Source organism: Paraburkholderia bryophila, assembly GCF_003269035.1.
Lineage (GTDB): Bacteria > Pseudomonadota > Gammaproteobacteria > Burkholderiales > Burkholderiaceae > Paraburkholderia > Paraburkholderia bryophila.
In genome coordinates, this window is sequence record NZ_QLTK01000036.1 from 40,513 (window position 1) to 66,449 (window position 25,937).

General features: G+C 62.3%; 26 protein-coding genes and 1 pseudogene. 19 read left to right on the forward strand and 8 right to left on the reverse strand.

What is annotated here, in order from left to right:
* Window positions 1-13 precede the first annotated feature (13 nt).
* Window positions 14-991: a D-amino acid aminotransferase gene (locus tag BX591_RS31815; protein WP_111935287.1), complete on the forward strand. Its 978-nt coding sequence runs from the start codon at window positions 14-16 to the stop codon at window positions 989-991.
* Window positions 963-1,232 carry a DUF493 family protein gene (locus BX591_RS31820; RefSeq protein WP_111935288.1) on the forward strand — a complete coding sequence of 90 codons (270 nt, stop codon included), beginning with the start codon at window positions 963-965 and terminating at the stop codon, window positions 1,230-1,232. Before BX591_RS31815 ends, BX591_RS31820 begins: the two co-directional genes overlap by 29 nt.
* A 46-nt stretch (window positions 1,233-1,278) precedes the next feature.
* Here BX591_RS31820 and BX591_RS31825 read toward each other — a convergent pair whose 3' ends face one another.
* Entirely contained in the window at window positions 1,279-2,253 is a 975-nt protein-coding gene (locus BX591_RS31825) for a transcriptional regulator GcvA (protein WP_111935289.1), read from the reverse strand.
* Between the two features lie 98 nt (window positions 2,254-2,351).
* Here BX591_RS31825 and BX591_RS31830 point away from each other — a divergent pair, with 98 nt between their 5' ends.
* The 3 genes from BX591_RS31830 (at window position 2,352) to lipA (ending at window position 4,529) form a co-directional block, all read left to right on the forward strand.
* On the forward strand, window positions 2,352-2,678 hold the full coding sequence (locus tag BX591_RS31830) for a DUF2917 domain-containing protein (RefSeq protein WP_111935290.1): 327 nt from the start codon (window positions 2,352-2,354) through the stop codon (window positions 2,676-2,678).
* 92 nt (window positions 2,679-2,770) lie between these two features.
* A complete protein-coding gene (lipB, locus tag BX591_RS31835; RefSeq protein WP_111935291.1) occupies window positions 2,771-3,508 on the forward strand; it encodes a lipoyl(octanoyl) transferase LipB in 738 nt (245 codons plus the stop codon).
* 13 nt (window positions 3,509-3,521) lie between these two features.
* Window positions 3,522-4,529 carry a lipoyl synthase gene (lipA, locus tag BX591_RS31840; protein WP_111935292.1) on the forward strand — a complete coding sequence of 336 codons (1,008 nt, stop codon included), beginning with the start codon at window positions 3,522-3,524 and terminating at the stop codon, window positions 4,527-4,529.
* Window positions 4,530-4,621: 92 nt separating this feature from the next.
* Here the strand turns inward: lipA and BX591_RS37195 are convergent, their stop codons facing one another.
* Together BX591_RS37195 and BX591_RS31845 are read right to left on the reverse strand one after the other, a co-directional pair.
* Window positions 4,622-4,756 carry a hypothetical protein gene (locus tag BX591_RS37195; protein WP_276330789.1) on the reverse strand — a complete coding sequence of 45 codons (135 nt, stop codon included), beginning with the start codon at window positions 4,754-4,756 and terminating at the stop codon, window positions 4,622-4,624.
* Between the two features lie 55 nt (window positions 4,757-4,811).
* Complete coding sequence (locus BX591_RS31845) at window positions 4,812-5,210, reverse strand: hypothetical protein (protein ID WP_244218702.1); 399 nt, start codon at window positions 5,208-5,210, stop codon at window positions 4,812-4,814.
* Between the two features lie 322 nt (window positions 5,211-5,532).
* Between BX591_RS31845 and tauA the strand changes: the two genes are divergently transcribed.
* From tauA to BX591_RS31860, 3 genes are read left to right on the forward strand one after another with little or no spacing between them, the layout of a single operon-like run.
* Window positions 5,533-6,555 carry a taurine ABC transporter substrate-binding protein gene (tauA, locus tag BX591_RS31850; protein WP_111935294.1) on the forward strand — a complete coding sequence of 341 codons (1,023 nt, stop codon included), beginning with the start codon at window positions 5,533-5,535 and terminating at the stop codon, window positions 6,553-6,555.
* A 41-nt stretch (window positions 6,556-6,596) separates the two neighbouring features.
* Window positions 6,597-7,394: a taurine ABC transporter ATP-binding protein gene (locus BX591_RS31855; RefSeq protein ID WP_111935295.1), complete on the forward strand. Its 798-nt coding sequence runs from the start codon at window positions 6,597-6,599 to the stop codon at window positions 7,392-7,394.
* Window positions 7,391-8,260, forward strand: a complete 870-nt coding sequence (locus BX591_RS31860) for an ABC transporter permease subunit (RefSeq protein WP_111935296.1) — start codon at window positions 7,391-7,393, stop codon at window positions 8,258-8,260. The genes BX591_RS31855 and BX591_RS31860 overlap by 4 nt, the downstream gene beginning before the upstream one ends.
* Before the next feature lie 35 nt (window positions 8,261-8,295).
* On the opposite strand, the gene BX591_RS31865 is transcribed toward BX591_RS31860, so the two are convergent.
* Window positions 8,296-8,979, reverse strand: coding sequence for a histidinol-phosphatase (locus tag BX591_RS31865; RefSeq protein WP_111935297.1), 684 nt, complete (start codon window positions 8,977-8,979; stop codon window positions 8,296-8,298).
* A 212-nt stretch (window positions 8,980-9,191) separates the two neighbouring features.
* On the opposite strand from BX591_RS31865, the gene BX591_RS31870 reads away from it, so the two are divergent.
* Window positions 9,192-10,859, forward strand: coding sequence for a Na/Pi cotransporter family protein (locus BX591_RS31870; protein ID WP_111935309.1), 1,668 nt, complete (start codon window positions 9,192-9,194; stop codon window positions 10,857-10,859).
* A 32-nt stretch (window positions 10,860-10,891) separates the two neighbouring features.
* On the opposite strand, the gene BX591_RS31875 is transcribed toward BX591_RS31870, so the two are convergent.
* On the reverse strand, window positions 10,892-11,662 hold the full coding sequence (locus BX591_RS31875) for a DeoR/GlpR family DNA-binding transcription regulator (RefSeq protein ID WP_111935298.1): 771 nt from the start codon (window positions 11,660-11,662) through the stop codon (window positions 10,892-10,894).
* Window positions 11,663-11,855: 193 nt separating this feature from the next.
* Entirely contained in the window at window positions 11,856-12,008 is a 153-nt protein-coding gene (locus BX591_RS36660) for a hypothetical protein (RefSeq protein WP_167444655.1), read from the reverse strand.
* 241 nt (window positions 12,009-12,249) lie between these two features.
* On the opposite strand from BX591_RS36660, the gene ugpQ reads away from it, so the two are divergent.
* The 8 genes from ugpQ (at window position 12,250) to BX591_RS31915 (ending at window position 22,319) form a co-directional block, all read left to right on the forward strand.
* A complete protein-coding gene (gene ugpQ / locus BX591_RS31880; protein ID WP_111935299.1) occupies window positions 12,250-13,020 on the forward strand; it encodes a glycerophosphodiester phosphodiesterase in 771 nt (256 codons plus the stop codon).
* A 101-nt stretch (window positions 13,021-13,121) separates the two neighbouring features.
* Complete coding sequence (locus BX591_RS31885) at window positions 13,122-14,234, forward strand: ABC transporter substrate-binding protein (RefSeq protein ID WP_111935300.1); 1,113 nt, start codon at window positions 13,122-13,124, stop codon at window positions 14,232-14,234.
* A 135-nt stretch (window positions 14,235-14,369) separates the two neighbouring features.
* Window positions 14,370-15,308 (forward strand): ABC transporter permease, encoded by a 939-nt coding sequence (locus tag BX591_RS31890; protein WP_111935301.1) that lies wholly within the window; start codon window positions 14,370-14,372, stop codon window positions 15,306-15,308.
* On the forward strand, window positions 15,305-16,096 hold the full coding sequence (locus tag BX591_RS31895; RefSeq protein ID WP_111935302.1) for an ABC transporter permease: 792 nt from the start codon (window positions 15,305-15,307) through the stop codon (window positions 16,094-16,096). Before BX591_RS31890 ends, BX591_RS31895 begins: the two co-directional genes overlap by 4 nt.
* A gap of 58 nt (window positions 16,097-16,154) precedes the next feature.
* Complete coding sequence (locus BX591_RS31900) at window positions 16,155-17,225, forward strand: ABC transporter ATP-binding protein (RefSeq protein WP_111935303.1); 1,071 nt, start codon at window positions 16,155-16,157, stop codon at window positions 17,223-17,225.
* A gap of 357 nt (window positions 17,226-17,582) precedes the next feature.
* A complete protein-coding gene (locus BX591_RS31905; RefSeq protein WP_111935310.1) occupies window positions 17,583-18,863 on the forward strand; it encodes a dicarboxylate/amino acid:cation symporter in 1,281 nt (426 codons plus the stop codon).
* Window positions 18,864-18,930: 67 nt separating this feature from the next.
* A complete protein-coding gene (locus tag BX591_RS31910) occupies window positions 18,931-20,949 on the forward strand; it encodes a sensor histidine kinase (RefSeq protein WP_111935304.1) in 2,019 nt (672 codons plus the stop codon).
* 17 nt (window positions 20,950-20,966) lie between these two features.
* Window positions 20,967-22,319, forward strand: a complete 1,353-nt coding sequence (locus tag BX591_RS31915; RefSeq protein WP_176343142.1) for a sigma-54-dependent transcriptional regulator — start codon at window positions 20,967-20,969, stop codon at window positions 22,317-22,319.
* Between the two features lie 74 nt (window positions 22,320-22,393).
* Here BX591_RS31915 and BX591_RS31920 read toward each other — a convergent pair whose 3' ends face one another.
* Window positions 22,394-22,924 (reverse strand): TlpA disulfide reductase family protein, encoded by a 531-nt coding sequence (locus tag BX591_RS31920; protein WP_111935305.1) that lies wholly within the window; start codon window positions 22,922-22,924, stop codon window positions 22,394-22,396.
* Between the two features lie 352 nt (window positions 22,925-23,276).
* On the opposite strand from BX591_RS31920, the gene BX591_RS31925 reads away from it, so the two are divergent.
* The gene (locus BX591_RS31925) at window positions 23,277-23,786 is read left to right on the forward strand and encodes a hypothetical protein (protein ID WP_111935312.1); all 510 of its coding nucleotides are present in this window, start codon (window positions 23,277-23,279) and stop codon (window positions 23,784-23,786) included.
* Between the two features lie 332 nt (window positions 23,787-24,118).
* On the opposite strand, the pseudogene BX591_RS31930 reads toward BX591_RS31925, so the two are convergent.
* Window positions 24,119-24,718 (reverse strand): annotated as a pseudogene (locus BX591_RS31930) (ATP-binding protein); the annotation flags it as partial.
* A 3-nt stretch (window positions 24,719-24,721) separates the two neighbouring features.
* On the opposite strand from BX591_RS31930, the gene BX591_RS31935 reads away from it, so the two are divergent.
* The gene (locus tag BX591_RS31935) at window positions 24,722-25,921 is read left to right on the forward strand and encodes a tyrosine-type recombinase/integrase (RefSeq protein WP_146749842.1); all 1,200 of its coding nucleotides are present in this window, start codon (window positions 24,722-24,724) and stop codon (window positions 25,919-25,921) included.
* The last annotated feature ends 16 nt before the right edge of the window (window positions 25,922-25,937 follow it).

The window sequence follows — 25,937 nt, forward strand, 5'->3', positions numbered from 1 at the left end:
GAGCTTGCCCGCAATGACCGCTGTCGAAGAAGTCTCGCACGACCCGATCGTTTATCTGAACGGCGAGCTGGTGCCGTTGTCCGAAGCGCGTGTGCCGGTTCTCGACCGCGGATTTATTTTCGGCGACGGCATTTACGAAGTCGCGCCGCTGTATGCCGGCCCCGCCGGGCGTCGCACGCCGTTTCGTTTCGCGCAGCATCTGGCGCGGCTTGCCCGCTCGGTCGGCAAGATCGGCATCGCCAATCCGTTCGACGACGCCGGCTGGCGTGCGCTGATTTCGCGCGTGGTCGCGGCTAACGAGGCGCATGCCGGTTTGCGCGCCGATCAGGACGCGATTGCCTATATTCAGGTGACACGCGGTGTCGCAAAGCGCGGTCATGCGTTTCCGGCTGGCATTCAACCTACCGTGTTCGTCATGGTCACGCCGCTGAATCTGCCGTCAGAAACGCAGCGTGCGCTAGGTGTGCGTTGCGTGACGGCGGAAGATCGCCGGTGGCTGAATTGCGACATCAAGTCGGTTTCGCTGCTCGGCAATGTGTTGATGGCGCAATACGCCGCCGAAAACGACGCGTTCGAAACGATCCAGTTGCGTGACGGCGTGCTGACCGAAGGGTCGTCGTCGAATGTGTGGGTGGTGAAGGACGGCGTACTGGCCGCGCCGCCGCGCAGTCACAAGATTCTCGAAGGGATTCGCTACGGGCTGGTCGAAACGCTCGCGCAAGAGTGCGGCATCCGCTTCGAGGCGCGTGAGATCGGCGAGGCCGAATTGCGGGCCGCCGACGAGATCATCGTGAGCTCGGCCACCAAGGAAGTGCTGCCCGTCACGCAGCTCGACGGCCGGCCGGTTGGAGAAGGCCGGCCAGGCGAGGTCTTTGCGGCACTGCACGCAGGCTACCAGCGAGCCAAAGCCAAGGAAGCGCAATACGCGCAACACGCACTAGAAGAGCAGCAAGGAGTAGAGAATGAATCCCGAGAAAACATCACTGCTTGAGTTTCCCTGCGATTTCCCGATCAAGATCATGGGAAAAACGCATCCGGAGTTCGCCGACACGATCGTCGCGGTGGTCCGGAAGTTCGATAGCGGCGTCGACACGTCGCGCCTCGAAACGCGGCCATCGAGCGGCGGCAACTACACCGGTCTGACGGTCACCGTGCGCGCTACCAGCCAGGAACAGCTCGACGATATCTATCGTGCGCTGACCGGGCATCCGATGGTTAAAGTGGTGCTTTGAGATTTCGCATCGCTCGAGTTATTCGCACGCGGTTCGTTTGACGTCGTTACGGCGTGACGCGCAACGCGTCCGCCGGCTGAACAGCGTCGCTGTCAGTGCCGGGCCCCACCTCGCAGGCCTGTTCGAATAGCTGCCTGAAGCGCCCCACCTCTGCAAAAACCCAGTCGCGAAACGCCTTGACCCGCGCGGTCTCGAGCATTTGCGGCGGACAGATGAAGTAGTACTGCCACGGGCTCGGCCCATCCACATCGAATAGCCGCACAAGGCGCCCCGCCGCGATTTCGTGCATGGCGAGCGAGCGGCGCGTGAGCGCGACGCCCTGACCGTCTATCGCCGCCTGCAGCAGATTCGACGAATCCTGATACAGCACCCCGCGTTTCGGCTCCGGCCAATCCGTGAGACCGGCGGCGTCGAACCATGGGCGCCACAATTCGTCGTCGGAGCGCAGCAGCGGGACTTTGGCGAGATCGGCCGGTGTCTGCGGCAGCTTGCCGCCGTTGAAGCCCGGCGCGCAGGCCGGAAAGAAAATCTCCTCCAGCAGCAGCTCCGCGTGTAACCCCGAATATTTGCCGAAGCCGAAACGGATCGCCACGTCGACGTCGTCGCGTGCGAAGTCCGTGAGGGCATTGGTGGACAGCAGTTCGAGGTCCCATTGCGGATGCGCCTCGATAAAGCTGCCGATGCGCGGCGTCACCCAGCGCGCCGCGAACGACGACAACATCGACACCACCAGGCGCCGCTCGCGGTCGCCAGCGCGGATTTCGCGGGTGGCGTCGGCGAGCGCCATCAGCGCGCCGCGCACGTGCGTGGCGTAGCGCCGGCCGGTGTCGGTAAGCCGCACGCGTTTGCCGTCGCGGGCGAACAGCGAGACGCCCAGTTCGGCCTCCAGCGCGCGGATCTGATGGCTGACGGCGCCGTGCGTGACGAAGAGTTCGTCCGCGGCGCGCGAGAAGCTTTCGTGGCGGGCGGCGGCTTCGAACGCCTTGATCGCGTTCAGTGCGGGGAGTTGCCGGAGGTCCATCGCAATATTTCTCACATAGAGGTGAAAATTGATCGTTTTGCGTAAACCCTTGCTACGCCTACGATTGTAGCCATGAAACGATTTTTGGCGAGGGCATCATGCGAGAAATTTCCTCTAGCATCGCGTTTGAAATCCGTAGCGGCGAAACCATTCCCATGAAGGTAGCACGCAGCACCCGGCTGGTCGTGCAGGGCGGCGCGGTCTGGGTCACACGTAGCGACGATACCGAAGACTACTGGCTGCAGCCCGGCCATACGCTCCGCCTGCGCTGTGGCGAGCGGCTGTGGCTGAGCGCCGAGGGCGGCGCGCAGGCGAAGGTGACGTTTTCCGTGCCGACGCGCTGCGATCAGCGCGCGCTGAACTGGTTTGCGCGGATCGGCGAACGCCTTACGGCCCGTATGCGCGGCGGCTGGCGCACGGTTTGAGCGAAGCACGAGCCGCCACGCGGTTGCGCCCGGCACGGTTCATGTTTCCTTGTTCAACGGGGATTCCCAGATTTCGGTAAACTGGCGAGATTATGTGCGCCACCCCGGTTTCCCCGTCTCCCTTGCCCGCCACGGCGCAGCTCACGCTGCGCTGGCTGGGCAGCGAACCCTACGAAGCCAGTTTCGAAGCCATGCGCGCGTTCACCGACGCCCGCACGGCGGATACTCCCGACGAAATCTGGCTAGTCGAACACCCTCCCGTTTTCACGCTCGGTCAGGCCGGCGACCCGGCGCACCTGCTGGCCGCCGACAGCGGCATTCCGCTGGTCAAGGTGGATCGCGGCGGTCAGATCACCTACCACGGCCCCGGCCAGATTGTCGCCTACCTGCTGCTCGACCTGCGACGCCGCAAGCTGATGGTGCGCGAGATGGTCACGCGAATCGAGCAGGCCGTGATCGATACCCTCGCGGCGTATAATCTTGCCGGAGAACGCAAGGCGGGCGCCCCCGGTATCTATGTGGGCGCCGGGTCAGATGCGGAACTGCACGCCGGACTGCACGCCGGTGCGAAGATCGCCGCGCTGGGTCTGAAAATCCGCAACGGCTGCAGCTATCACGGCGTGAGCCTGAACGTAAACATGGACTTGCGGCCGTTTCTGGCCATCAATCCGTGCGGCTACGCGGGGCTCGAAACAGTCGACATGGCAACGCTGGGCGTCACGGCGGACTGGAACCACGTGGCCCGTACCTTTGCAGAACGCCTCACCGCAAACCTCGACGGCAGTCCCGCGGCCGTCGCCCAACCGCAGGCCGGTGCGCTCACCGCCTGACTGGACCGAACGAATGACTGACGTTACCGCGAACCTCGCAACTTCTCCCGCTTCCGACACCGTGCCGGCTTCCGCCGCTGCTTATGACGCGACCGCGAAGCAGAAGGCGCAAGCCAAGACCGCCCGTATCCCCATCAAGATCGTTCCGATCGAAAAGCTGAAGAAGCCTGACTGGATTCGCGTCAAGGCGGCGACCGGCAATTCACGCTTTTACGAAATCAAGCAGATTCTGCGCGAGCACAACCTGCACACCGTGTGCGAAGAGGCGAGCTGCCCGAATATCGGCGAATGCTTCGGCAAGGGCACCGCCACGTTCATGATCATGGGCGACAAGTGCACGCGCCGTTGCCCGTTCTGCGACGTCGGCCATGGCCGTCCGGATCCGCTCGATGTCGAGGAACCCGGCAATCTGGCGCGCACCATCGCGGCCTTGAAGCTGAAGTACGTGGTGATCACCAGTGTGGACCGCGACGACTTGCGCGACGGTGGCGCAGCTCACTTCGTGGAATGTATCCGCCAGACGCGCGAGCTCTCGCCGGAAACGCGCATCGAAATTCTGACGCCGGACTTCCGCGGCCGTCTGGATCGCGCGATCGGCATTCTGAACGCGGCTCCGCCCGACGTGATGAACCACAACCTCGAAACGGTGCCGCGTTTGTACAAGGAGGCGCGCCCGGGTTCGGATTACGCGCATTCGCTGAAGCTGCTGAAAGACTTCAAGGCGTTGCATCCGGACGTTGCCACCAAGTCGGGTTTGATGGTCGGCCTCGGCGAAACCGAAGAAGAAATTCTGCAAGTGATGCACGACCTGCGCGAACACAACGTGGACATGCTGACGATCGGCCAGTACCTGCAACCGTCGGAACACCACCTGCCGGTACGCTCGTACGTGCACCCGGACACGTTCAAGATGTACGAGGAAGAGGCGTACAAGATGGGCTTCACGCATGCCGCGGTGGGTGCGATGGTTCGTTCGAGCTATCACGCCGATTTGCAGGCGCATGGAGCTGGCGTGGTCTGAGCGTTTTAGCTCGCTGTCCGTATTAAAAAAAGCCCGCACTCGATGCGGGCTTTGTTTTTGGTGGGCCGACTTTTGAGGCCGACTCACCCATGCTAGCGATAGTAGCGCGCAAGCACCATGCAAACCGATGAAATCGTGGTGCCGACGATCGTGAAGGGAATCATGGCTGCGATGAATCGGTGACGCATAGCTTGATTTTCGATGACGTAGTCGATCAGATTGGGCATCTGGCTCCCCTGTGTGTAGCGGTGACGAAATTATAGCGCAGCGAATTTAATTTAGTTAGGTTAACGAATAATGGGATATCGAATAGGAGGCTGCGACGAGTGTCGTGATGACCAGTGATGCCCACATCAGCAGCCGCTCGGAGACCTTCTCACTATTTTCGCCGGCGGCGCGGGGCATCGAATCGGCCGTGCCGAACGAGACAATGATGGACGACGTGACGATGAACATGCCATGCCAGACCAAGCCGGCGAACAGCAAGGCACGCGCGCCATCAGACGGCGCATTGCCCAGCGCGCCGCCGATCTCGTAACACGCGCTCGCGCACATCGAAATGCCAACCCACAGAAGCTGGCCGCCTTGCACCGAACGTATGGCAATGCCTTTCGACGCCCGCCGGTAGAAGCGCGAGAAACCGAGCAAAGGCAGCAGCGCGATCGGCGCGAGTATCGGCACACCGACATTGAAGAACAACCAGCTAAGACGGCTAAGAAAATCGATCATGGGACCAGACGGTGAAAACGATCCGCCAATCATCCCGCAGTCACCAACGCACGATCAATATGCCGAACGGCCAGCTTGCGTGCGAGCATGGCAAGCCTCATCATTCGCTGGAACCGGCTCACTGCCCGCCGCAGCAGTCGCTCGTAACCAACCGAGCGCGAAAAGCAATGCTTGAACGGCGTCATTAGCAATTGCGGATTAAATAGAACCGTCAGTGAACAAACTCCCTATAGTCGGAATCCTCCCAGACACTCTCCACTCACGAGGTTTCCCGATGAAGCGCTTTCACCGTCCGCTGGCGGCGTTCGCCACGCTGCTCGCCCTGTCCGCGACGTTTGTTTCCGCGGCGCACGCCGACACCAAAGAAGTCGTGATCGCGTATCAGGACATGGTGGTGCCGTGGCGTTACGCGCAGGCCACTGGCGAAGTCGAGAAAGCCACGGGCTACAAGGTGACGTATCGCAAGCTCGGCAGCGGCGCCGACGTGATCCGTGCGCTCGCCTCCGGGTCAGTGCAGCTCGGCGAAGCCGGGTCGAGCCCGATCGCGGCGGGGTTGTCGCAAGGGGTCGATATTTCGCTGTTCTGGATTCTGGACAATATCAACGACGCCGAAGCGCTGGTCGCGCGCGACGGCGCCGACGTGACGAGCGTAGCCGGATTGAAAGGCAAGAAGATCGGCGTGCCGTTCGTGTCGACCTCGCACTTCCATACGCTGGTCGCGTTGCAGAGTGCCGGCGTGAATCCGGCCGACGTGAAGATCGTCAACCTGCGGCCGCCTGAAATCGCGGCGGCGTGGGCGCGCGGCGACATCGACGCGACTTATATCTGGGACCCGGTGCTGGCTAAGGTCAAGAAGAACGGCAAGGTGCTGATCACGTCGGGCCAGGTTGCGCAGCAAACCGGCAAAGCGACCTTCGACGGCTTTGTCGTCGATCGTAAGTTCGCGAGTCAGAACGCCGAGTTTGTCGCCCGTTTCGTGAAGGTGCTGGCTTCGACCGACGCGAGCTATCGCGATCACACGTCCGCGTGGAGTGCGGCGTCGCCGCAGGTGGAAGCCGTCGCGAAGGAATCCGGCGCCAACGCGCAAGACGTACCGGCAAGCCTTGCGCTCTACGCCTTCCCGACACCTGCGCAGCAAGCGTCGAATGCGTGGCTGGGAGGCGGAGCGCAATCGGGCGCGGCGAAGTCGCTGGCGGCGACTGCCGCGTTTCTGAAGACACAAGGTACGATTCAGAACGTGCTCGCCGATTATTCGAGCGGCGTCGATCCGCAGTTCGTGCAGCGTGCGGCGCATTGATCGATGCAGGTTGTTTCACATCCGCAGTATGAGGTCGAGCCATGAGCGGTCTTGAAATCCGGCGATTGCACGTCGCTTATGAAAGCGCACGCGGCGCGGCGCCCCACGTCGCGCTCGCGGACGTCGATCTGCAGATCGGCGCCGGTGAGTTCGTCGTTGCGTTGGGCGCGTCGGGCTGCGGCAAGACGACCTTGCTCAACTGCATCGCCGGTTTCATCACGCCGACCGCAGGCGAGGTGCGCCTGAACGGCGAACTCGTGCACGGCCCCGGCGCGGATCGCGGCGTGGTGTTTCAGAAGTACGCGCTAATGCCCTGGCTCGACGTACTCGACAACGTCGCGCTCGGCTTGCGGTTTCAGCGCGTGCCGAAGGCGGAGCGCGAGCGCATCGCGCGCGAGATGCTGGCGCTGGTGGGGCTCGAAAAGCATGCACGTTCGCGGGTCTATGCACTCTCGGGCGGCATGCAGCAACGCGTGGGCATTGCGCGCGCGCTGGCGAGCGACCCACAGGTGCTGCTAATGGACGAACCAATGGGCGCGCTCGATTCGATGACGCGCGAGTCGATGCAGGAACTCGTGCTCGACGTGTGGGGCCGCACGCGCAAGACAGTGTTTTTCATCACCCATAGCGTTGAAGAGGCGCTGTTTCTCGCGACACGTCTCGTGGTCATGACGCCGGGTCCGGGACGCATCGCCGAGAGCTACGATCTACCGTTCGCGCGCCGTTTTCTCGAGACGCGCGACGCGCGTGCGGTGAAGTCGTCGCCAGATTTCATCGAATGGCGGGAGCGGCTGGTGCGTTGCCTGCATGAGCGCAATCAGGAAGAGGTGGTGTCGTGACGGCTTCACGCGAATCATTGAGCACGGTGCCTGTGAGCCGGAAAAACGAACCCGCCGCAGGCAAGGCGCGACCCACCAAAGGCTGGCGCCTGCCGGGCGAAGGACCGACTGCTGCACTGAGCGCGGTCTCGGTTGCGACGCTCGCCGCGCTCTGGTGGTTCGCCACTCATTTGCATTGGTTGCCGCCATTATTTCTGCCGACGCCGGAAGCCGTCTGGGCGGCTTTCCTCGACGCGTGGCACGGTCGCATTCAAGGCGGCTTGCCGCTCTCCGAGCATCTTGCCTGGAGCGCGCTGCGGGTATTCGGCGCGTTCGCGCTGGCGGCGGTCACGGCGGTGCCGATGGGCATTCTGATGGGCGTAAGCCGGGTTGCGCGCGGCCTGCTCGATCCGCCGCTCGAGTTCTACCGGCCGTTACCGCCGCTCGCTTATCTGCCGCTCGTGGTGATCTGGTTCGGTATCGACGAAACCGCGAAGATCGTCGTGATCTATCTCGCGTGCTTTGCGCCGATCGCAATGGCGGCACGCGCCGGCGCGCGCAGTGCGACCGTCGAGCAGATTCACGCGGCGTATTCGCTGGGCGGTCGTTTTTCGCAGGTCGTGCGCCACGTGGTGTTGCCCGCGGCGTTGCCGGAGATATTGACGGGACTGCGTATCGCGATCGGCTTCGGCTGGACCACGCTGGTCGCCGCCGAAATGGTCGCGGCCACCGCAGGGCTGGGTCAGATGGTGCTCAATGCGTCGAGCTTCTTGCGTACCGACGTGGTGGTGATGGGCATCGTACTGATCGGTCTGATCGCGTGGTTGTTCGATCTCGGCATGCGCGCGCTGGAGCGGCGGCTGGTGCCGTGGAAGGGGCGGGTGTAAGCGTTCCCGCCGCAAACCGCGCCGCGCGACACCGCTCAACCAAACAGTTCGATCACTCGCCAGCCACGATCATTAGCGATGGCGCGCAAACGCGGATCGGGGTTCGTCGCGACGGGATCGGTGACGCGCTCCAGCAAGGGCACGTCGTTGATGGAATCGCTATAGAACCAGCTTTGGGGAAAATCCTGCAGACGGTACCCGAGCGACGCCAGCCAATGTTCGGTGCGCGTGATTTTGCCTTCGCGGAAAGTCGGCACCCCGACGGCCTTGCCCGTGAAGCGCGCCGACGGATCGTCGCCTTCGGTACCCAGATCGATTCCCAGCAGATGATCGAAGCCGAGCGCCTTGCCGATCGGTGTCGTGATGAACACGTTGGTGGCGGTGACGATGCAGCACAGGTCGCCCGCCGCGATATGACGCTGCACGAGTTCGCGTGCGGCCGGCAAGATGGCCGGCGTGATCACGTCGCGCATGAACTGCGCGTGCCACGCGTCGAGCTGCGCGCGCGAGTGACGGGCCAGCGGCGCTAGCGTGTAGTTCAGGTAAGCCGCCATATCGAGCGTGCCGGCCACGTACTGGCGGTAGTAACCGTCGATTTCCTCGGCGTGCCGCGCCGCGCCTTCAATTCCCAAGCCAGCAATGAAGTGGGCCCACGCCTGATCGCTATCGAGCGGCAGCAGCGTGTGATCCAGGTCGAACAGCGCAAGATTGCGGCTCATCCAGAGTCCTTTCTATTTAATGGGTCGAATCAACTGCGTGGCCGATGCGCATCAGCCGGCACACAGCAATCCACAGTTTGCCACGAGCGTATAGTCAAAAGCACAAAATTACAATAAGGCAAAAATGTGCAACACTACTGTCACATACGCTTCGCATAACGCGTCAGGGCGGCATGCGGTTGGGTCACGGCAGCAGCAACGGGCAGCACCTTATGTTGATTCTCCTTAACCTTCTCGCGGGTGTAGCGCTCCTCGTGTGGGGCTCTCACATTGTTCGTACCGGCATCCTGCGGGTCCTCGGCGCCGATCTGCGCAGCGTGCTCGGCCGCAGCACCGCCAGCCGCTCGCGGGCGTTTTTCGCGGGTGTCGGCGTCACGAGTCTGGTACAGAGCAGCAATGCCACCGCGGTGATCGTCACGTCGTTCGCGGCGCAGGGACTGCTGCCGCTTACCAGCGGTCTCGCGATCATGCTCGGCGCCGACGTCGGCACCGCGCTGATGGCGCGAATCCTCACGCTCGATCTGTCGTGGCTCTCGCCGATACTGATTCTGGTCGGCGTGCCGCTGTTCCTGTCGCGCAAGCAGGACCGAATCGGCCAGACCGGCCGCACGCTGATCGGGCTCGGGCTGATCCTGCTGGCATTGCACCTGATCGTCGAAGCCGCCCAGCCGATGATGCAAGGCGCCGGCGTGCGCGTGATGTTCGGCGCATTGACCGGCGACACCATGCTCGACGCCCTGGTCGGCGCCGCGTTCGCGATGCTGTCGTACTCGAGTCTCGCGGCGGTGTTGTTGACCGCGACGCTGGCGTCGTCCGGCGTGATTTCGCTGAAGGTCGCGCTATGTCTGGTGATTGGCGCGAACCTCGGCAGCGGCTTGCTGGCGCTGCTCGGCACCGTGGCGCAGAACGCGGCGGCGCGACGGCTCGCGTTGGGCAGCTTCGCGTTCAAGCTGGCCGGCGCGCTGCTGATCCTGCCGTTCGCGCCGTTGCTGGCGCGCGGCTTGCCGGTGTTGATCGCAAATCCGCGCGAGGCAACGGTGGGTTTTCACCTGATCTACAACACGCTGCGGTGTTGTGCGTGTCTGTCGCTGATCGATCCGGTCGCACGTATTTGCGTGCGCGTGCTGCCGGACCGGCCGCTGCCGAACGGCGAGTTGCGGCCGCTGCATCTGGACACCGCCGCGCTGTCCACGCCCACGCTCGCGCTCGCCCATGCCGCGCGCGAGGTGCTGCGGATCGGCGACATCGTACGCACCATGCTCGACAACGTCGCGGACCTGATCCATCACAACAGTCTGGACAAAGCCCGTGAAACGGTCCGCATGGACGACGACGTCGACGAACTCTACGCGGCCGTCAAAACGTATCTGACGCTGATCTCGCGCGAGCAGCTCGACGAAGCGGACAGCCGCCGCTGGACCGACATCATTTCTTTAACGATCAACCTGGAGCATGCAGGCGACATCATCGAGCGGATCGTCAGGGATATCGAGGAAAAGAAGATCGCGCACCGTCTGTCGTTTTCGGAAGAAGGACTGGGTGAACTCGACGACCTGCAGGCGCGGCTCGTCAGCAACCTGCAACTGGGGCTCTCGGTGTTTCTGAATAACGACCTGCGATGCGCCGAGCGTCTGCTGGCGGAGAAAGAGCGTTTTCGCGATCTGGAGCGCGCGTATTCGTACAAGCATCTGGACCGGCTGGCCGGACAAACACTACGCAGCATCGAAACCAGCGCGCTCCACCTGGATCTGATCAGCGACATGAAGCGGCTCAACTCACTGTTCTGTTCGACCGCCTATCCGGTGCTCGACGCCGCCGGCGCGCTGCACGACACGCGCTTGCGCAAGCGCGCGCTCGATACGATGCATGTGAAGGAATAGCAACGTGTTCCGGCAATCCGAAGCGCTGAACCTTAAGCCAGAACGATCTCTTCCAGCTTCTTTTTCAGCGCGGTGAACTCGGCGGCTTCGGCCGCTTTTTTATTGGTGACGAGCACGTCGATCCGCTCGACCGGGCAGTACGAAATTCGGCTGCGCTGGCCGATCTTGCTGTAGTCCGCGAGGATCACCACGCGGTCCGCGTTGGCGACCATTGCGCGCGCTACTTCGGTTTCGGCGTGATCGTAATTGGTCGCGCCATGCCGGTGATCGACGCCGACCGGCGACAGCAGCGCGAGGTCCGCGCGATAGCGTTGGATATCGAGCACGGTGGTGGCGCCGGTGGTCGCCATTGCGCGGTCGCTGATCGAGCCGCCGAGCAGAATCACTTCGTTGGCGGCGTCGGTTTGCTCGACGCCGCCGCGCATTTTCAGCGCGACGTCGATCGAGTTGGTGACGATGGTCAGATTCGCCAGCTTCGCCAGTTCTTCGGCGAGCGCCGCGGTCGTGGTGCCCGCGTCGATGAACAGCGTCTGGCCGCTCGCGATCAAACCGGTCGCGGCTTTCGCGATGGCCGTTTTGGATTTGACGCGCATATGCGCGCGTTCGGCGATGGGGGCTTCGTCAGCGGGTTTGATCGCTCCGCCATGAACTCGCCGCAGTTCTCCGAGTGCTTCGAGGTCGAGCAGATCGCGCCGCACTGTTTCGCGCGATACCCCCAGGTCCGCCATGATCCGTTCGGTCGACACGCGCTGCAGCGTGGACAGCAGCGCACGAATTCTCTGATGACGGTCTTCCTGCCACATGCATTTTTCCTTGAATGCCCACGCGCGTTCACGCAGCCTGGTTTTAAGAGCGATATCGTGGACACGAATGTGTGTCCAAACTATGTCAAGCGTAGTACTTTAGTCGGATTGTGTTGTATTTTTTTGGCAGCTTGCAAGTTTGTGTATTTCACCTTAGCCTTCGCAAATCGAAGCGTTACGGCTGTTTCGAACATCAAATGTTCGAAAAGGAAGTGAAATGTCCGATTTCGAGCATTTTGCGGCGTTTTTTGGCAATCTGATTGACCCAAGCCGTTGCCATAATGAAACTTGGGGTCGGCTGGCTGAGCGAATTGTCGGTGGTGTCCGGCGCGGCCGGATGCAGCACGATTCGTGATCCTGACAATGATACGGCAACGCTTCATACGATTCGCGGGGATCTTGCATAGGCCGTTCGGCCAGCTATCGCGCCGCCTGGCTTGGCGCGATACTACGCGCGGAGCTCGCGTGTGAAGGCCGCCGGAAGCAGGCATGTGCCGTCGTGGCGGTCACGGCCGGTAACGCGTCGAGAGCATATTTAACCCGCTCTATCGGGAAGGTAACGAGACGTGGCAAACGGGAATCATGAGATGAGCCGCACCTTGAGCGCAGACTGGCCGTATCCACGACTGGTTGCGCATCGCTGCGGCGGCACGCTGGCGCCGGAAAACACTTTGGCCGGGTTCGACGCCTGCGTGCGTTACGGCTACCGCATGGTCGAATTCGACGCCAAGCTGTCCGCCGACAACCAGCTCTTTCTAATGCATGACGACACGCTCGAGCGCACCACGAATGGTCACGGCGCCGCCGCCGATCACACGTGGGCGCAACTGAGCACGCTGGACGCCGGCGCATGGTACGGCGACCGCGCGCAATTCGCCGGCACCCATCTGCCCACGCTTGCCGAGGCGGCCGGGCGCTGCGCGCGCGAGGGCATCGCCGCGAACATCGAGATCAAACCGTGTCCAGGGCGTGACGGCATCACCGGCGCGCTGGTGGCAAGCGGTGCGTTGACATTGTGGCAAGGGCAAACGCCGCCGTTGCTGTCGTCGTTTTCGTTCGAGGCGTTGGCGGCCGCGCGCGAAGCGGCGCCGGCGCTACAGCGCGGCATGCTGTTCGAGGAAGTGCCCACGGATTGGCTGCAAATCGTGCGTGAACTCGACTGCGTGTCGCTTCATGCGAGCCACCGTTATCTGAGCGAGCCGCTGGTCGCCGAGATTCGTGCGGCCGGGCTGCGCGTGCTGGCCTACACCGTGAACGACGCGGCGCGTGCGCAACTGCTTGCGCAATGGGGCGTCGACATGATTTGTACAGATCGCATCGATACACTGCATCACGACATGTTCTCCACGTCGGTCTGAACATGTCGAAGCGCGCGCGTTGCTGCGCATCGGCGCACGCCCTGAAGCTCGAACCAGAAATTTTCCAAACGTAGCAATTTCGGCAGAGGATGAGGAAGACCATGAACCGCACCGCGTTAGTCCGTTTACTTTCCATGTCGGCAGCGGCGGGCGTCGCCGCCGGCGCCAGCAGCATGGCTTGCGCCGCGCCGCTCGACACCCTGATCGCCGCCGCGAAGCAGGAAGGCCAGCTCACCGTGATCGCGTTGCCGCACGACTGGTGCAACTACGGCGAACTGGTGGCCGGCTTCCAGAAGAAGTACGGCATCAAGATCAACGAATTGAATCCGGATGCGGGTTCGGGCGACGAAGTCGAAGCGATCAAGGCGAACAAGGGCAACAAGGGCCCGCAAGCGCCGGACGTGATCGACGTGGGTCTCTCGTTCGGTCCGACCGCGAAGGCCGAAGGCCTGCTGCAACCGTATAAGGTCGCGACGTGGAACTCGATCCCGAAAGAGTCGAAAGACGCCGACGGTTACTGGTATGGCGACTACTACGGCGTGCTGTCGTTCGAAGTGAACGCCGACATGATCGACAAGGCGCCGGCCGATTGGAGCGATCTGCTCAAACCCGACTACAAGAACGCCGTGTCGCTCGCGGGCGATCCGCGTACCGCCAACCAGGCCATCCAGGCTGTCTTCGCGGCGGGTCTGTCGCAAAGCAAGGGCGACGCGAGCAAGGCCGGCGCAGCAGGTCTGAAGTACTTTGCCGATCTGAACAAGAACGGCAACTTCGTGCCGGTGATCGGCAAGGCCGCTTCGCTCGCGCAAGGCACCACGCCGATCGTCGTGCGTTGGGACTACAACGCGCTGGCCGACCGCGACACGCTGAAGGGCAACCCGAAGGTGCAGGTGGTGATTCCGAAGACGGGCGTCGTCGCCGGCGTGTACGTTCAGGCGATCAGCGCTTACGCGCCACATCCGAACGCTGCCAAGCTGTGGATGGAATACCTGTACTCGGACGAAGGCCAGATCGGCTGGCTGGCAGGTTACTGCCACCCGATGCGCTACAACGAACTGGTGGCGGGCAAGAAGGTGCCGCAAGCGCTGCTCGACAAGCTGCCGCCGCCGTCGTCGTACAAGAATGTGGTGTTCCCGACGCTGTCCCAACAGGACGCCTATAAGGACACCATCACCAAGCAGTGGGACCAGGCGGTCGGCGCGAACGTCAAGTAAGCGACGCGGGTCGGCGCGCGGCGTGGCAGATTCCTCGCCGTGGCGCCGAAGCGTAATCCGAAGTATTGCCGTCGGCGTGCTGCTCGAGTTGGGCGGCACGCCTGGCGTTTTGCCAGACAGTCTCAAAGGTGAGCTATGAGCGCTTCATCGGATGCTGGAGCGGTGCAGCCGGAACTGCTGGTTCCGCCTGTGCCCACGCCAACGCCTCGCGTCGACGGTCCGGGCCGTGCGTCGCAGTTTCTTGCCTGGATCGGCGTGGTGCCGTTTTTTACCTTCGCGCTGTTGTTCCTGATCCTGCCGACCGGCTTTCTGATGGTCGGCGCATTCCAGGACGCGCAAGGTCATTTCACGCTCGGCAATTTCCGTGATTTGCTGCAGCCCACCGTGCTGGACGCGTACTGGATCAGCTTCAAGGTGAGCGCCGCCTCGTCGCTCGGCGGCGCGGTGATCGGCTCGCTGCTCGCGTGGGCCGCGGTGCAGGGCAAACTGCCCGGCTGGATTCGCCCGACGCTGATGACGTTTTCCGGCGTGGCGTCGAATTTTGCCGGCGTGCCGCTCGCGTTTGCTTTCATCTGCACATTGGGACGTGTCGGCCTCGTCACCGTGCTGCTGAAAAAGTATCTTGGCTTCAACCTTTACTCCACCGGCTTCAGCATTCTGAGCTTTTCCGGACTGACGCTGACCTATCTGTATTTCCAGATTCCGTTGATGGTGCTGATCGTCACGCCCGCGCTCGACGGCCTGAAGCGCGAATGGCGCGAAGCCTGCGACTGCCTGGGCGGCACCTCGTATCAATACTGGCGCTACGTCGCTCTGCCCGTGCTGTGGCCGAGCGTGCTCGGTGCGGCGTTGCTGCTGTTCGCCAATTCGTTCGGCGCGGTCGCCACGGCCTACGCGCTGACCGGCAGCTCGCTGAACATCGTCACGATCCTGCTGTATGCGCAAATTCGCGGCGACGTGATGCACAACCAGAACCTCGGCTACGCGCTCGCGCTCGGCATGGTGCTCGTGACCGGCCTGTCGAACGGCGGCTATATCTGGCTGCGCTCGCGTGCCGAAAGGGGGCGTCGATGAAAAGCCAATCGCGTGTAGGCGCGTGGACGGCGATGATCGTCGGCTCGCTGTATTTTCTGATTCCGCTGATCGCAACTTTCGAGTTCAGCATGCGGATGAAGCGCGGCGTCTATAGCTTCGAGGCGTACCACGTCGTGCTGAGCGATCCGCGCTTTCAGGCCTCGTTCGGCTATTCGATCCTGATGGCGTTGCTGACGATTGTCGTGGGCGTGCTGCTGGTGGTGCCGACCGCGTATTGGGTGCAATTGCGGCTGCCCAAGCTGCGTCCGCTCGTCGAATTCATCACGCTGTTGCCGCTGGTGGTGCCGGCTATCGTGATCGTGTTCGGCTATCTGCGCATCTATAACAGCAGCTCGATCCTGCCGCTCACCGGCAACGAGCGCGCTACCGACCTGCTGCTGGTGTTCGGCTACGTGACGCTGTCGCTGCCGTACATGTACCGCTCGGTCGACGCCGGCCTGCGCGCCGTCGACGTGCGCTCGCTCACCGAAGCGGCTGAATGCCTCGGCGCGAACTGGCCGACCATTCTGTTCAAGGTGATCTTTCCGAATATCCGCTCGGGCATTCTGTCCGGTGCATTTCTTACCTTTGCGGTGGTGATCGGCGAGTTCACGTTCGCGAGCCTGCTCGACCGGCCGGCGTTCGGTCCGTATCTGCAACTGATCGGCGCGAATCGCGCGTACGAGCCGTCCGCGCTCGCGATCATTGCATTCGTGATCACGTGGGCTTCAATGGGATTGATTCAGGTATTCGGTTCGGCCCGCGCGTTGAGCGGCCAGAAAGTTTGACGTTAGTTTGACGTTGAGTCGACGTTAATGAGAGTTTGACGCACTGAGGCGGCGAATCATGGCATTCCTTGAGATCGAAAATCTGCACAAGTCCTTTGGGGCGAACACGGCGCTGCACCACTTCGACATGAAGATTGAGCGCGGCGAGTTCATTACTTTTCTCGGACCGTCGGGCTGTGGCAAGACCACGGTGCTAAGGATGATCGCCGGCTTCGAAACGCCGACGCGCGGCATCATCCGGCTCGACAATAAAGACGTCACGCATCTGCGCACGCGTCAGCGCAAGGTCGGCATGGTGTTCCAGTCGTACGCGCTGTTTCCGAACATGACGGTGGCGGACAACATCGGCTTTGGGCTGAAGATCAATCATCGGCCGCAGGCGGAGATCAGGCAGCGCGTCGACGAGATGCTGCAACTGATCAAGCTGCCGCACCTCGGCGAGCGTTATCCGTGGCAACTGTCGGGCGGTCAGCAGCAGCGCGTCGCGCTGGCGCGCGCGCTGGCCGGCAAGCCGCAAGTGCTGCTGCTCGACGAGCCGCTCTCCGCGCTCGACGCAAAGATCCGCATTTCGCTGCGCCAGGACATTCGCGCGTTGCAGCGCGAGCTGGGCATCACGTCGATTTTCGTCACGCACGATCAGGAAGAGGCGCTGTCCATTTCCGACCGTATCGTCGTGATGAACGAAGGGCGTGTGGAACAGATCGGCACGCCGTCCGAGATTTATAACTATCCGCGCACGCGCTTCGTGGCGTCGTTCGTGGGCACGCTGAATATTCTGGCGGGGCAGGTGGTCGATCCGGCGACGGGCCGGATGGCGGTGGACGGTCAGGAGTTGACCACCACGCAGGCGCTGCCGTCGGACGACGCGGGCAAGCAACGTCTGCTCGCGCTGCGGCCGGAAGCCATCGTGCTGGAGCCGGCCGCGCCGGGCCGCAACACGCTGAATGCGACCGTCGAGGAAGTGAATTTCCTCGGCGCGGTGGTGCGCATTAGAACGCGTGTGAAAGATGCGGTGATTTCGCTCGACGTGTTCAACGACCCGAATCGCGGTTTACCCGAACGCGGCCAACCGGTGTCGCTGGGTTTCTCGCACGACAATCTGCTGGTGCTGGAAGAGGGCGCGGTTTAGAGCCTCGGGGTTTTCCCGAGGCCCGCGTCGCGATGCATTCCGGATTCCCCGACACCTCTCGTCTGGATTTCCGGAATCCCGGACGGCTTATCGCCTCGCGTCTCAAAAAAACCATAAAAATCAACGCACCGAGTCCGGCATCGAGCTGGCATCGACCTTGCAATTTAGATCACGCGGCCGCAACGGTCCGACAACTAAAGCAAGGAGACAACGATGTCTGATTTCCCTTCCCGGTATTTCTGAATTCGTCGTCTTGTCGCGGCCGAGTGCCGTGCTCAAGCGTGACGAGCTTTCGCATTCGTTCGCATGATGCGCGGCGTGGCAGGCCATGAGCTCATCCATATCGCAGGAAATATCGTGAAAAAACCTATCCATAAAGTGCTGTACGTCCAGGTGATCGTGGCGATCATCATCGGCATCGCGCTCGGACATTACTACCCGAATCTCGCCGTCGACATGAAGCCGCTCGGCGACGGTTTCATCAAGCTGATCAAGATGGTGATCGGGCCGATCATCTTCTGCACGGTGGTGACGGGTATCGCCGGCATGGAAGATATGAAGAAGGTCGGGCGCGTGGGCGGCAAGGCGCTGCTGTACTTTGAAATCGTCTCCAGCTTTGCGCTGGTGCTCGGGCTGATTGCGACGCACGTACTCAAGCCGGGCGTCGGCTTCAACATCGACCCGGCCACGCTCGACGGCAAAGCCGTCGCGTCGTACGCCGCGAAGGCGCACGGCCAGACGACCGTGGACTTCCTGATGCACATCATCCCGGACACGCTGTCGTCGGCGTTCGCGCAAGGCGAAATCCTGCAGATCCTGCTGATCGCGTTGCTGTTCGGCGCGGTGCTCGCGACGGCCGGTGAGAAGGGCAAGGTCGTCACGAACTTCATCGACGGTCTTTCGCATGTGCTGTTCGGCATCGTGCGCATCATCACGAAGCTGGCGCCGATCGGCGCGTTCGGCGCGATGGCCTTCACGATCGGCAAGTACGGCATCGGCTCGCTGCTGCCCATGCTCAAGCTGATCGGCACGTTCTATCTGACCTCGATCGTGTTCGTGGTGGTCGTGCTCGGCCTCATCGCGCGCGCGGTGGGCTTCAATATCCTGCGCTTCGTCGCGTACATCAAGGAAGAGATGCTGATCGTGCTGGGCACGAGTTCGTCGGAAGCCGCGCTGCCGCAACTGATGCTGAAGCTCGAAAAGCTCGGCTGCTCACGCTCGGTGGTGGGCCTCGTGGTGCCGACCGGTTACTCGTTCAATCTCGACGGCACCAACATCTACATGACGATGGCCGTGCTGTTCATCGCCCAGGCGACCAACATCGACCTCACGTGGACGCAGCAGCTCACGCTGCTGGCGGTGACAATGCTGACCTCCAAGGGCGCCAGCGGCGTGACGGGCGCGGGCTTCATCACGCTGGCCGCGACACTGGCCGTGGTGCCGACCATTCCGCTGTCGGGCATGGTGCTGATTCTCGGCATCGACCGCTTCATGAGCGAATGCCGTGCGTTGACCAATATCGTCGGCAATGGTGTGGCGACGGTGGTGGTGTCGGCATGGGAAAAGGAACTGGACCGTAACAAGCTGAATGCCGCGTTGCGCGGCGAGGTGGCGGTCAAAGAGCCGGCCGGCGCTTAAGCCGGGCCTTGGCTCCGGTTCCGACGTTCACTGCGCTTTTCGCTTCCACCTCCACGGCCGCCCGCACATGAAACGGGTGGCCGTGCGCCCAATCCCCGCGCCGCCGGCCGACGAAACTCGCGCCGGCGGCGCTTCGCCTTATGCCACAATAAACGATCCTAATCGATCGGATATTGCCAACGTGACGCGCCGCCTGCTGATCCTCTTCGCGCTCGTCGTCGGGCTCGTGGCGGCGTGCGGGCTCACGTACAGCATTGCGTGGCAACGCGGTATCGACAATTTGCGGCGTAACGCCGCGGTGCGCGTGGATCGCACCGCCAACGCGCTGAAGAGCACGCTCGAGCGCTACGAGTCGCTGCCGTATCTGCTGGCCGAACATCCCATCGTGCAGGACGTGCTGGTCGATCCGACGCCGGCCAATGTGCAGCGCGCCAATCTGTATCTGGAAGACCTCAACCGCCACGCGCGCGCCACGGTTACCTACATCATTCCACTGGATGGTTATTGCGTCGCCGCGAGCAACTGGCACGGACCGCAAAGCTTTATCGGCGCGGGTTATCAATTCCGGCCGTACTTTCTCGACGCGGTGAAGGGCGGCGTGGGCCGCTTTTTCGGCATCGGTACGATCTCGCAGGCGCCCGGTTATTACATCTCGCAGCCGGTGCGACGCGACGGGAAGATCGTCGGCGTGGCGGTCGTCAAACTCGATCTCGAATGGTTCCAGGGTGCGGATGCGTCCGAACCGCTCGTCGTCGCCGACGATCACGGCGTGATCTTTCTCTCGTCGATGCCCGCATGGAAATATCACACGATCCGGCCGCTGTCCGGTCAGGTCGCCGATTCGATCTACCAGGCGCGCCAATACGCGCAACAGCCCATCGCACCGCTGCCCGTCACGATCGAACGCACGCTGGAAGGCAATGCGCAGATCGTGCGCATTGGCGGCGGCCGTTATGCGCCGCGCTATCTCGCGTCGCGACGCGGCATGGGCGAGCCGGACTGGCATCTGATCACCATGTCGCCCGTCGATCCAGTCGATGCCGACGCGCGCAATGCGACCATCGTGACGGCTTTCGGCTACGTGTCGCTCGTGTTGTTCGCGTTCTACTGGCGCATGCGCCGCGCGCGCGTGCGCGAAGTGATGCGCAGCCGCGCGATGCTGCAAAAGGCGTACGCGGAATTGAACCGGCGCGTGGCCGAACGCACCGCCGACCTCTCCGAAGCGAACGAGCAGTTGCACAAGGAAGTGGCCGAACGCACGCGCGCCGAGCAGGAATTGCGCGCCGCGCACGACGAGCTGATCCAGGCGAGCAAGCTCGCCGCGCTGGGTCAGATGGCGGCCGGTATTACGCATGAATTGAATCAGCCGCTTGCCGCGTTGCGCGGTTTCTCGGACAACACGCGAGTGCTGCTGGAGCGCGGCGACCAGGCGTCGGCGCGCGAGAATCTCGAAGCGATCGCGGCGCTCACCGAGCGCATGGGCAAGATCACCAATCAGTTGAAGCTGTTCGTTGGACGCGCGAGGCCGCGCAGTGCGCGCGCGCCGATCGTGCGGGCGTTGCGCAACGTCGTCGCGCTGCTGCAAAAACGTTTGCAAGGCGTGGAAGTCGAGTACGTGCTGGTCGACGTCGATACCGACGCGAACGCCGACAGCGCCACGCGCACGCCGTTCAGTCTCGCCGACGACCGTCCCGACCTGATTGCGCATTGCGACGACTTGCGGCTCGAACAGGTGTTGATCAATCTGCTCGGCAACGCGCTCGACGCCACCGCCGGCCTGAATCCGCCGCGCATCACGATCGAGATCGAGGTGTCGGCCACCAACCTTTCGTTCGCGGTCAGCGACAACGGCCCCGGCATTCCCGACGACGTCCTGCCACGGCTATTCGAGCCGTTCTTCACGACCAAGGAAATGGGGCAGGGGCTGGGCCTCGGACTGGCGATCTCGTCGTCGATCGCGCGCGATTGCGGCGGCACGCTGGTGGCGCGCAACGCGGCCGACGGCGGCGCACTCTTCGTTCTGACGCTGCGCCGCGCGCGCGTACAGACGAGCCACACCCCGGACCCGTTGACCACGGGTTCATGAATCAGACGGAAAACGCCATGCTGAACCACGGCCTGCAAGTGCTGTATATCGAAGACGACGAACTGGTGCGGCGCGCGAGCGTGCAGAGTTTGCAACTGGCGGGCTTCGAGGTGATCGGCCATGCATCGGCGGAATCCGCGGCGAAGATGATCCGCGCGGATTTCTACGGTGTGGTGGTGAGCGACATCCGCTTGCCGGGCGCGAGCGGCCTCGATCTGCTCGCGCAGTGGCACGAGCGCGCGCCCGACGTGCCGGTGATTCTGGTTACCGGCCACGGCGATATCTCGATGGCCGTGCAGGCCATGCGCGATGGCGCGTACGACTTCATCGAAAAACCGTTCGCGTCGGAGCGCCTCATCGAAACCGTGCGGCGTGCGTTGGAGCGCCGCAAGCTGGTGCTCGAGAACATCGCGCTGCGTCGTGAGTTGGCGGAACAGAATTCGGTGGCGCCGCGAATCATCGGCCGCAGTCCGGCAATCGAACAGGTGCGCCGGCTGATCGCCAATGTCGCCCCGACGGATGCGTCCGTGCTGATCAACGGCGACACCGGCGCGGGCAAGGAGTTGATCGCGCGCAGTCTGCACGAGTTGTCGCCGCGGCGTGACCGGCCGTTTATCGCGGTGAACTGCGGCGCGTTGCCGGAGCCGATGTTCGAGTCGGAAATGTTCGGCTACGAGCCGGGCGCCTTCACCGGCGCGGCGAAACGCCGGATCGGCAAGCTCGAACACGCGTCGGGCGGCACGCTGTTTCTCGACGAAATCGAAAGCATGCCGCTCGCGTTGCAGGTCAAGCTGCTGCGTGTGTTGCAGGACGGCGTGCTGGAACGGCTCGGCTCGAATCAGCCGATCCGCGTGAACTGCCGGGTCGTCGCCGCCGCCAAGGGCGACATGGCCGAGCATGTCGCGGACGGGTCGTTCCGGCGCGATCTGCTGTACCGGCTGAACGTGGTGACGATCGCGCTGCCGCCGTTGGGCGAGCGGCGCGAAGACATCGTGCCGTTGTTCGAGCATTTCCTGCTGGACGCGGCAGTGCGTTACCAGCGTCCCGCGCCGATCCTCACCGACCGGCAGCGCGCCAGCCTGATGCAGCGCGACTGGCCGGGCAACGTGCGGGAACTGCGCAATGCCGCCGACCGTTTCGTGCTCGGCGTTGCCGACGATCCGGTGGTGTCGTTCACCGACGACAGCGCGGCCGCCCAACCATTGAAGGAACGCGTCGAGCAATTCGAACGGGCGGTGATTGCGGAAGCGCTGGAGCAGACCGGCGGCGTCGTGGCGGTCGCGGCCGACAGACTGCAACTCGGCAAGGCAACGCTCTACGAGAAGATCAAGCGATATGGCCTGGCGGCCAAAGGCGAAGGGGAGCGCTAGAAATGAAAACGCCGGCCTCGGAGTACGAGGCCGGCGTGTTTGAATCTGTTGCGATCTGCGGGGCGGGGTAAAACTTACGCCGCGTTCAGCGCCTTTTCCAGCAGCTTGTCGAGTTCCGCGAACTGCGGCTCGCCGACGTAGCGCTTCAGAATCTTGCCGTCTTTATCGACGAGGAACGTGGTCGGCGTGAGTTGCACGTTGCCGAACTGCCTGGCGGCCGAACCGTCGTCCATGGCGACCTTGAACGGCAACTGGCGCGTTTGCGAGTAGTTGGTCACGTACATCGGCGCGTCGTAGTTCATGGCGACGGCGACGAATTCGAGACCCTTGCCCTTGAAGCGGTTATAGGTCTGGACCATCTGCGGCATTTCTTTCATGCAGGTGTCGCAACTGGTCGCCCAGAAGTTGACCAGATAGACCTTGCCCTTCAAATCCGCGGTCGACACTTTCTGGCCCGACAGCAGCGTGAAGGTGGCATCCGGCACGCGCTGCTGACCGGCAAACGCGAAATAACCCGCGACGGCGATTGCCACGGCGACAACGGCAATGATCACGTAGCGAAGCGGATTCGCGCGCTTGCTGGCGGTGGACGGAGTGGAGCTCATGAACGGAACCTCGAGAGTCGCGCGGAACGCGCGGGACAGTGCGCCGGTTTGGGCCTGAGGCCCGGGACTGTTTAGCGTCGCTATTGTAGCGCCATTCGCGTGGTGGGGCAGGGCGCCGGCCGGCAGCGGATAATAGCGTTTTACGTTCCCGTCAGTCAGATCTTCCGTCCCCATGTTCCGAACTGCTTTTGATGTTTTGCATCGCGCCGGTTTCTTCTTCGCTCGAATTGCGCGTCGTCCTTCCTTTCTCAGCCGAGTCGCGGCGGGTTCGCGCGGCAATTTGCGGCCGCTCGGCGCGTCTGGTGCCGTGCGTGCGCCACGCGTATGGGCGCTCCTCAGCACCGCGGCGTGCATGCTGGCGCTGGGTACCGCGCTAAGCGCCTGCTCGCCGACTTTCGACTGGCGCACCATCATGAATAACGACAACGGCTACACCGTCGACCTGCCGGCCAAGCCTGGCCACGATCAGCGGGCGGTGCAGATCGGCGGCACCTCGATGCCGATGGCGATGCAAACCGCCGAGGCCGGCGACGCGCTGTTTGCCGTCGGCACGATCATGCTGCCGGACGACAACGAAGCGACCCGGCGCGCCGCGCTGGACTTTCTGCGCACGGGCCTCGCGCGTAACGTGGGCGCCGCGCCGGACGCGCGGGCGGTCCAGATCCCGCTAGCCGCAGGCGGCCAGGTGCTGGGGCTGGAGATGAAGCTGAGCGGCGAAGCCGGTTCGCAACACGAAACGCGCACGGTGTACGCGCGGCTGGTGGCGCGCGGGCGTCACGTCTACCAGGCGGCGATCATTGCGTCCAAACCGCTGCCGCAGGAACAGATCGACCAGTTTTTTTCGTCGTTTCAGCTGTATTAAAACGGGTATTTTGGGCCGATTCGGCGCGCCATAGAGCGAACGGCGCAGTGAAAGTTCCTTCGTAGCATCGAGCGCTAATTCCCGGTTTACGTTGAAGTTTTTCCATTACCCACAGGTCCTGTGGATAACTCTGTTGAGAACTCGCCGAAAATTGTCGCGGATGCCCATCTGGTGGGCACTCTGTCAGATTCGGCCTGTGCCGTTTGATTAAAAATACTCAATAAAATCAACGAACTCTTGACGTGGCTCGCGGCGGACCTTTCAGTTGTATCCAAATCTGTTTGGAACGCCCGTATGTGCATAAGTCAAGTCTTGACAGCATATTTTTCGCCTCATAGCGAGCCGAAGGCACGGCGGTACTGAATCGCCTCACCCACCTGCGCGACACTCGGCATGGCCGCGCCTGCGAGGTCCGCAATGGTCCGCGCGACCTTCAGAACCCGGTAATAAGCGCGCGCCGACCAGCCGAAGCGCTCGCCGGCTTCGCGCAGCAGGGTTTCGCCGGCGGCGTCGGGGCGGCAGACATCGTCCACTTCCCGTCCTGAGAGTTCGCGGTTGGTTTTGCCCTGCCGCTGCAACTGCCTTTCGCGTGCCGCAGCTACCCGTTGAGCGATGGCCGCACTGGCTTCGCCGGTCGCGCTCGAACGGGCCGACAGTTCCGCCGACGTGAGCGCCGGAATCTCGATCTGGATGTCGATCCGGTCGAGCAACGGTCCTGACAGCTTGCGCAGATAGCGCGCCGCGATCTCCGGCGTGCAGCGGCAACGCCCTCCCGGGTCGCCGCGCCAACCGCACGGACACGGGTTCATCGCGGCGATCAGCTGGCAGGCGGCCGGAAAATCCGCCTGCAAGGCGGCGCGCGAAATGGTGATACGGCCGGCTTCGAGCGGCTCGCGCAGCGTCTCCAACACATGACGGTCGAATTCAGGCATTAGGTGAAAGACTTCGTCTGTATGGTGACTGGGTATCAGTTTGCAAGTAGTCTCGTCGCTGAGGTAAGCAAGGGGGGCTATATGTCTGTGGATATGAAGTTCAGGGCTGTGTATATCCGGCCCCGCAAGGATTTTGAAACACTTCTCCAAGTCTTTCGACTGAGCGGTTTGGATGAAATACCTAACTTAAATCCGAGATACTTCGACGTACCCTTAATATCGGTTGTTGTTGATGCTGGCGGACTGCCGGTATGGGAGCCGACGCTTTATCTAGCTAACCTCTCAATGAGAGGTAGGAGCTCCATCGGCGACACGGTTCGCTCGTATTCTGAAGCGCTTCTAACATGGTTCTCGTTCCTTGCTGAATCTAACATCCAGTTTAGGACGGCAACAGAAGATGATTTTGCCCAATTTCGCGTTCATGCGGTGCATCGACCGTCTCTCGCCAACAACCGTGTTTGGAAAAGTGCAACTGCGAATCATCGTATTTCCGTTGTTTCCAGTTTCTACTTATGGGCCGAAAGACGTGGCATATTGCATACGCCGTTAGGTGGGTTTCTTAGCGGCAGAGAGGCCGAGCGCCGCATATACGGACACCTAGAAATACCAAGACGCTATTTGCGCCAGCACTCGTTAGCCCCTGCTGTGATATCTCGTCTACCAAAAATACTGTCGCGTGATGAGATCCGCCGATTATTTCAGGTAACACCGCCTCCATACAGACTTATATTTAAATGGGCCCTTTTGACGGGACTAAGACGGTTTGAAATTTGCAATCTATTGATTGAACAACTTCCGTCGCCAGAACAAATTGCTCTGTCCAATGACAGTTTCGCGCGCATTAATGTACTGCGCAAGGGGAGGCGCGACGTCACAGTCTACGTACCAGTGCAGCTTATCGAAGAAACGCGGTGGTACGTGCTTACCGAGCGTCCCGCGCCAGTAGTTGAGAACGCAGACCAAATCTTTCTTGGAGTCCGAGGCACAGCAATAGACCGGGGCTGTTTGAGCCGAGTGTTTAGAAGAGGAGCGCGCAGCATCGGGAGCGATGCTACGTTTCATCATCTAAGGCATACATTTGCGATTAATGTGCTACGCATTCTTGAAAACCGTCTAAGTGATGGTGAACCGCCCCGGATTTGGTGGAGGCTCCAACTCTTGAGAAAATGGAGCCATGAACAAGTCGAACAAATTTTCTGCTGAAGTCCGGGAACGTGCC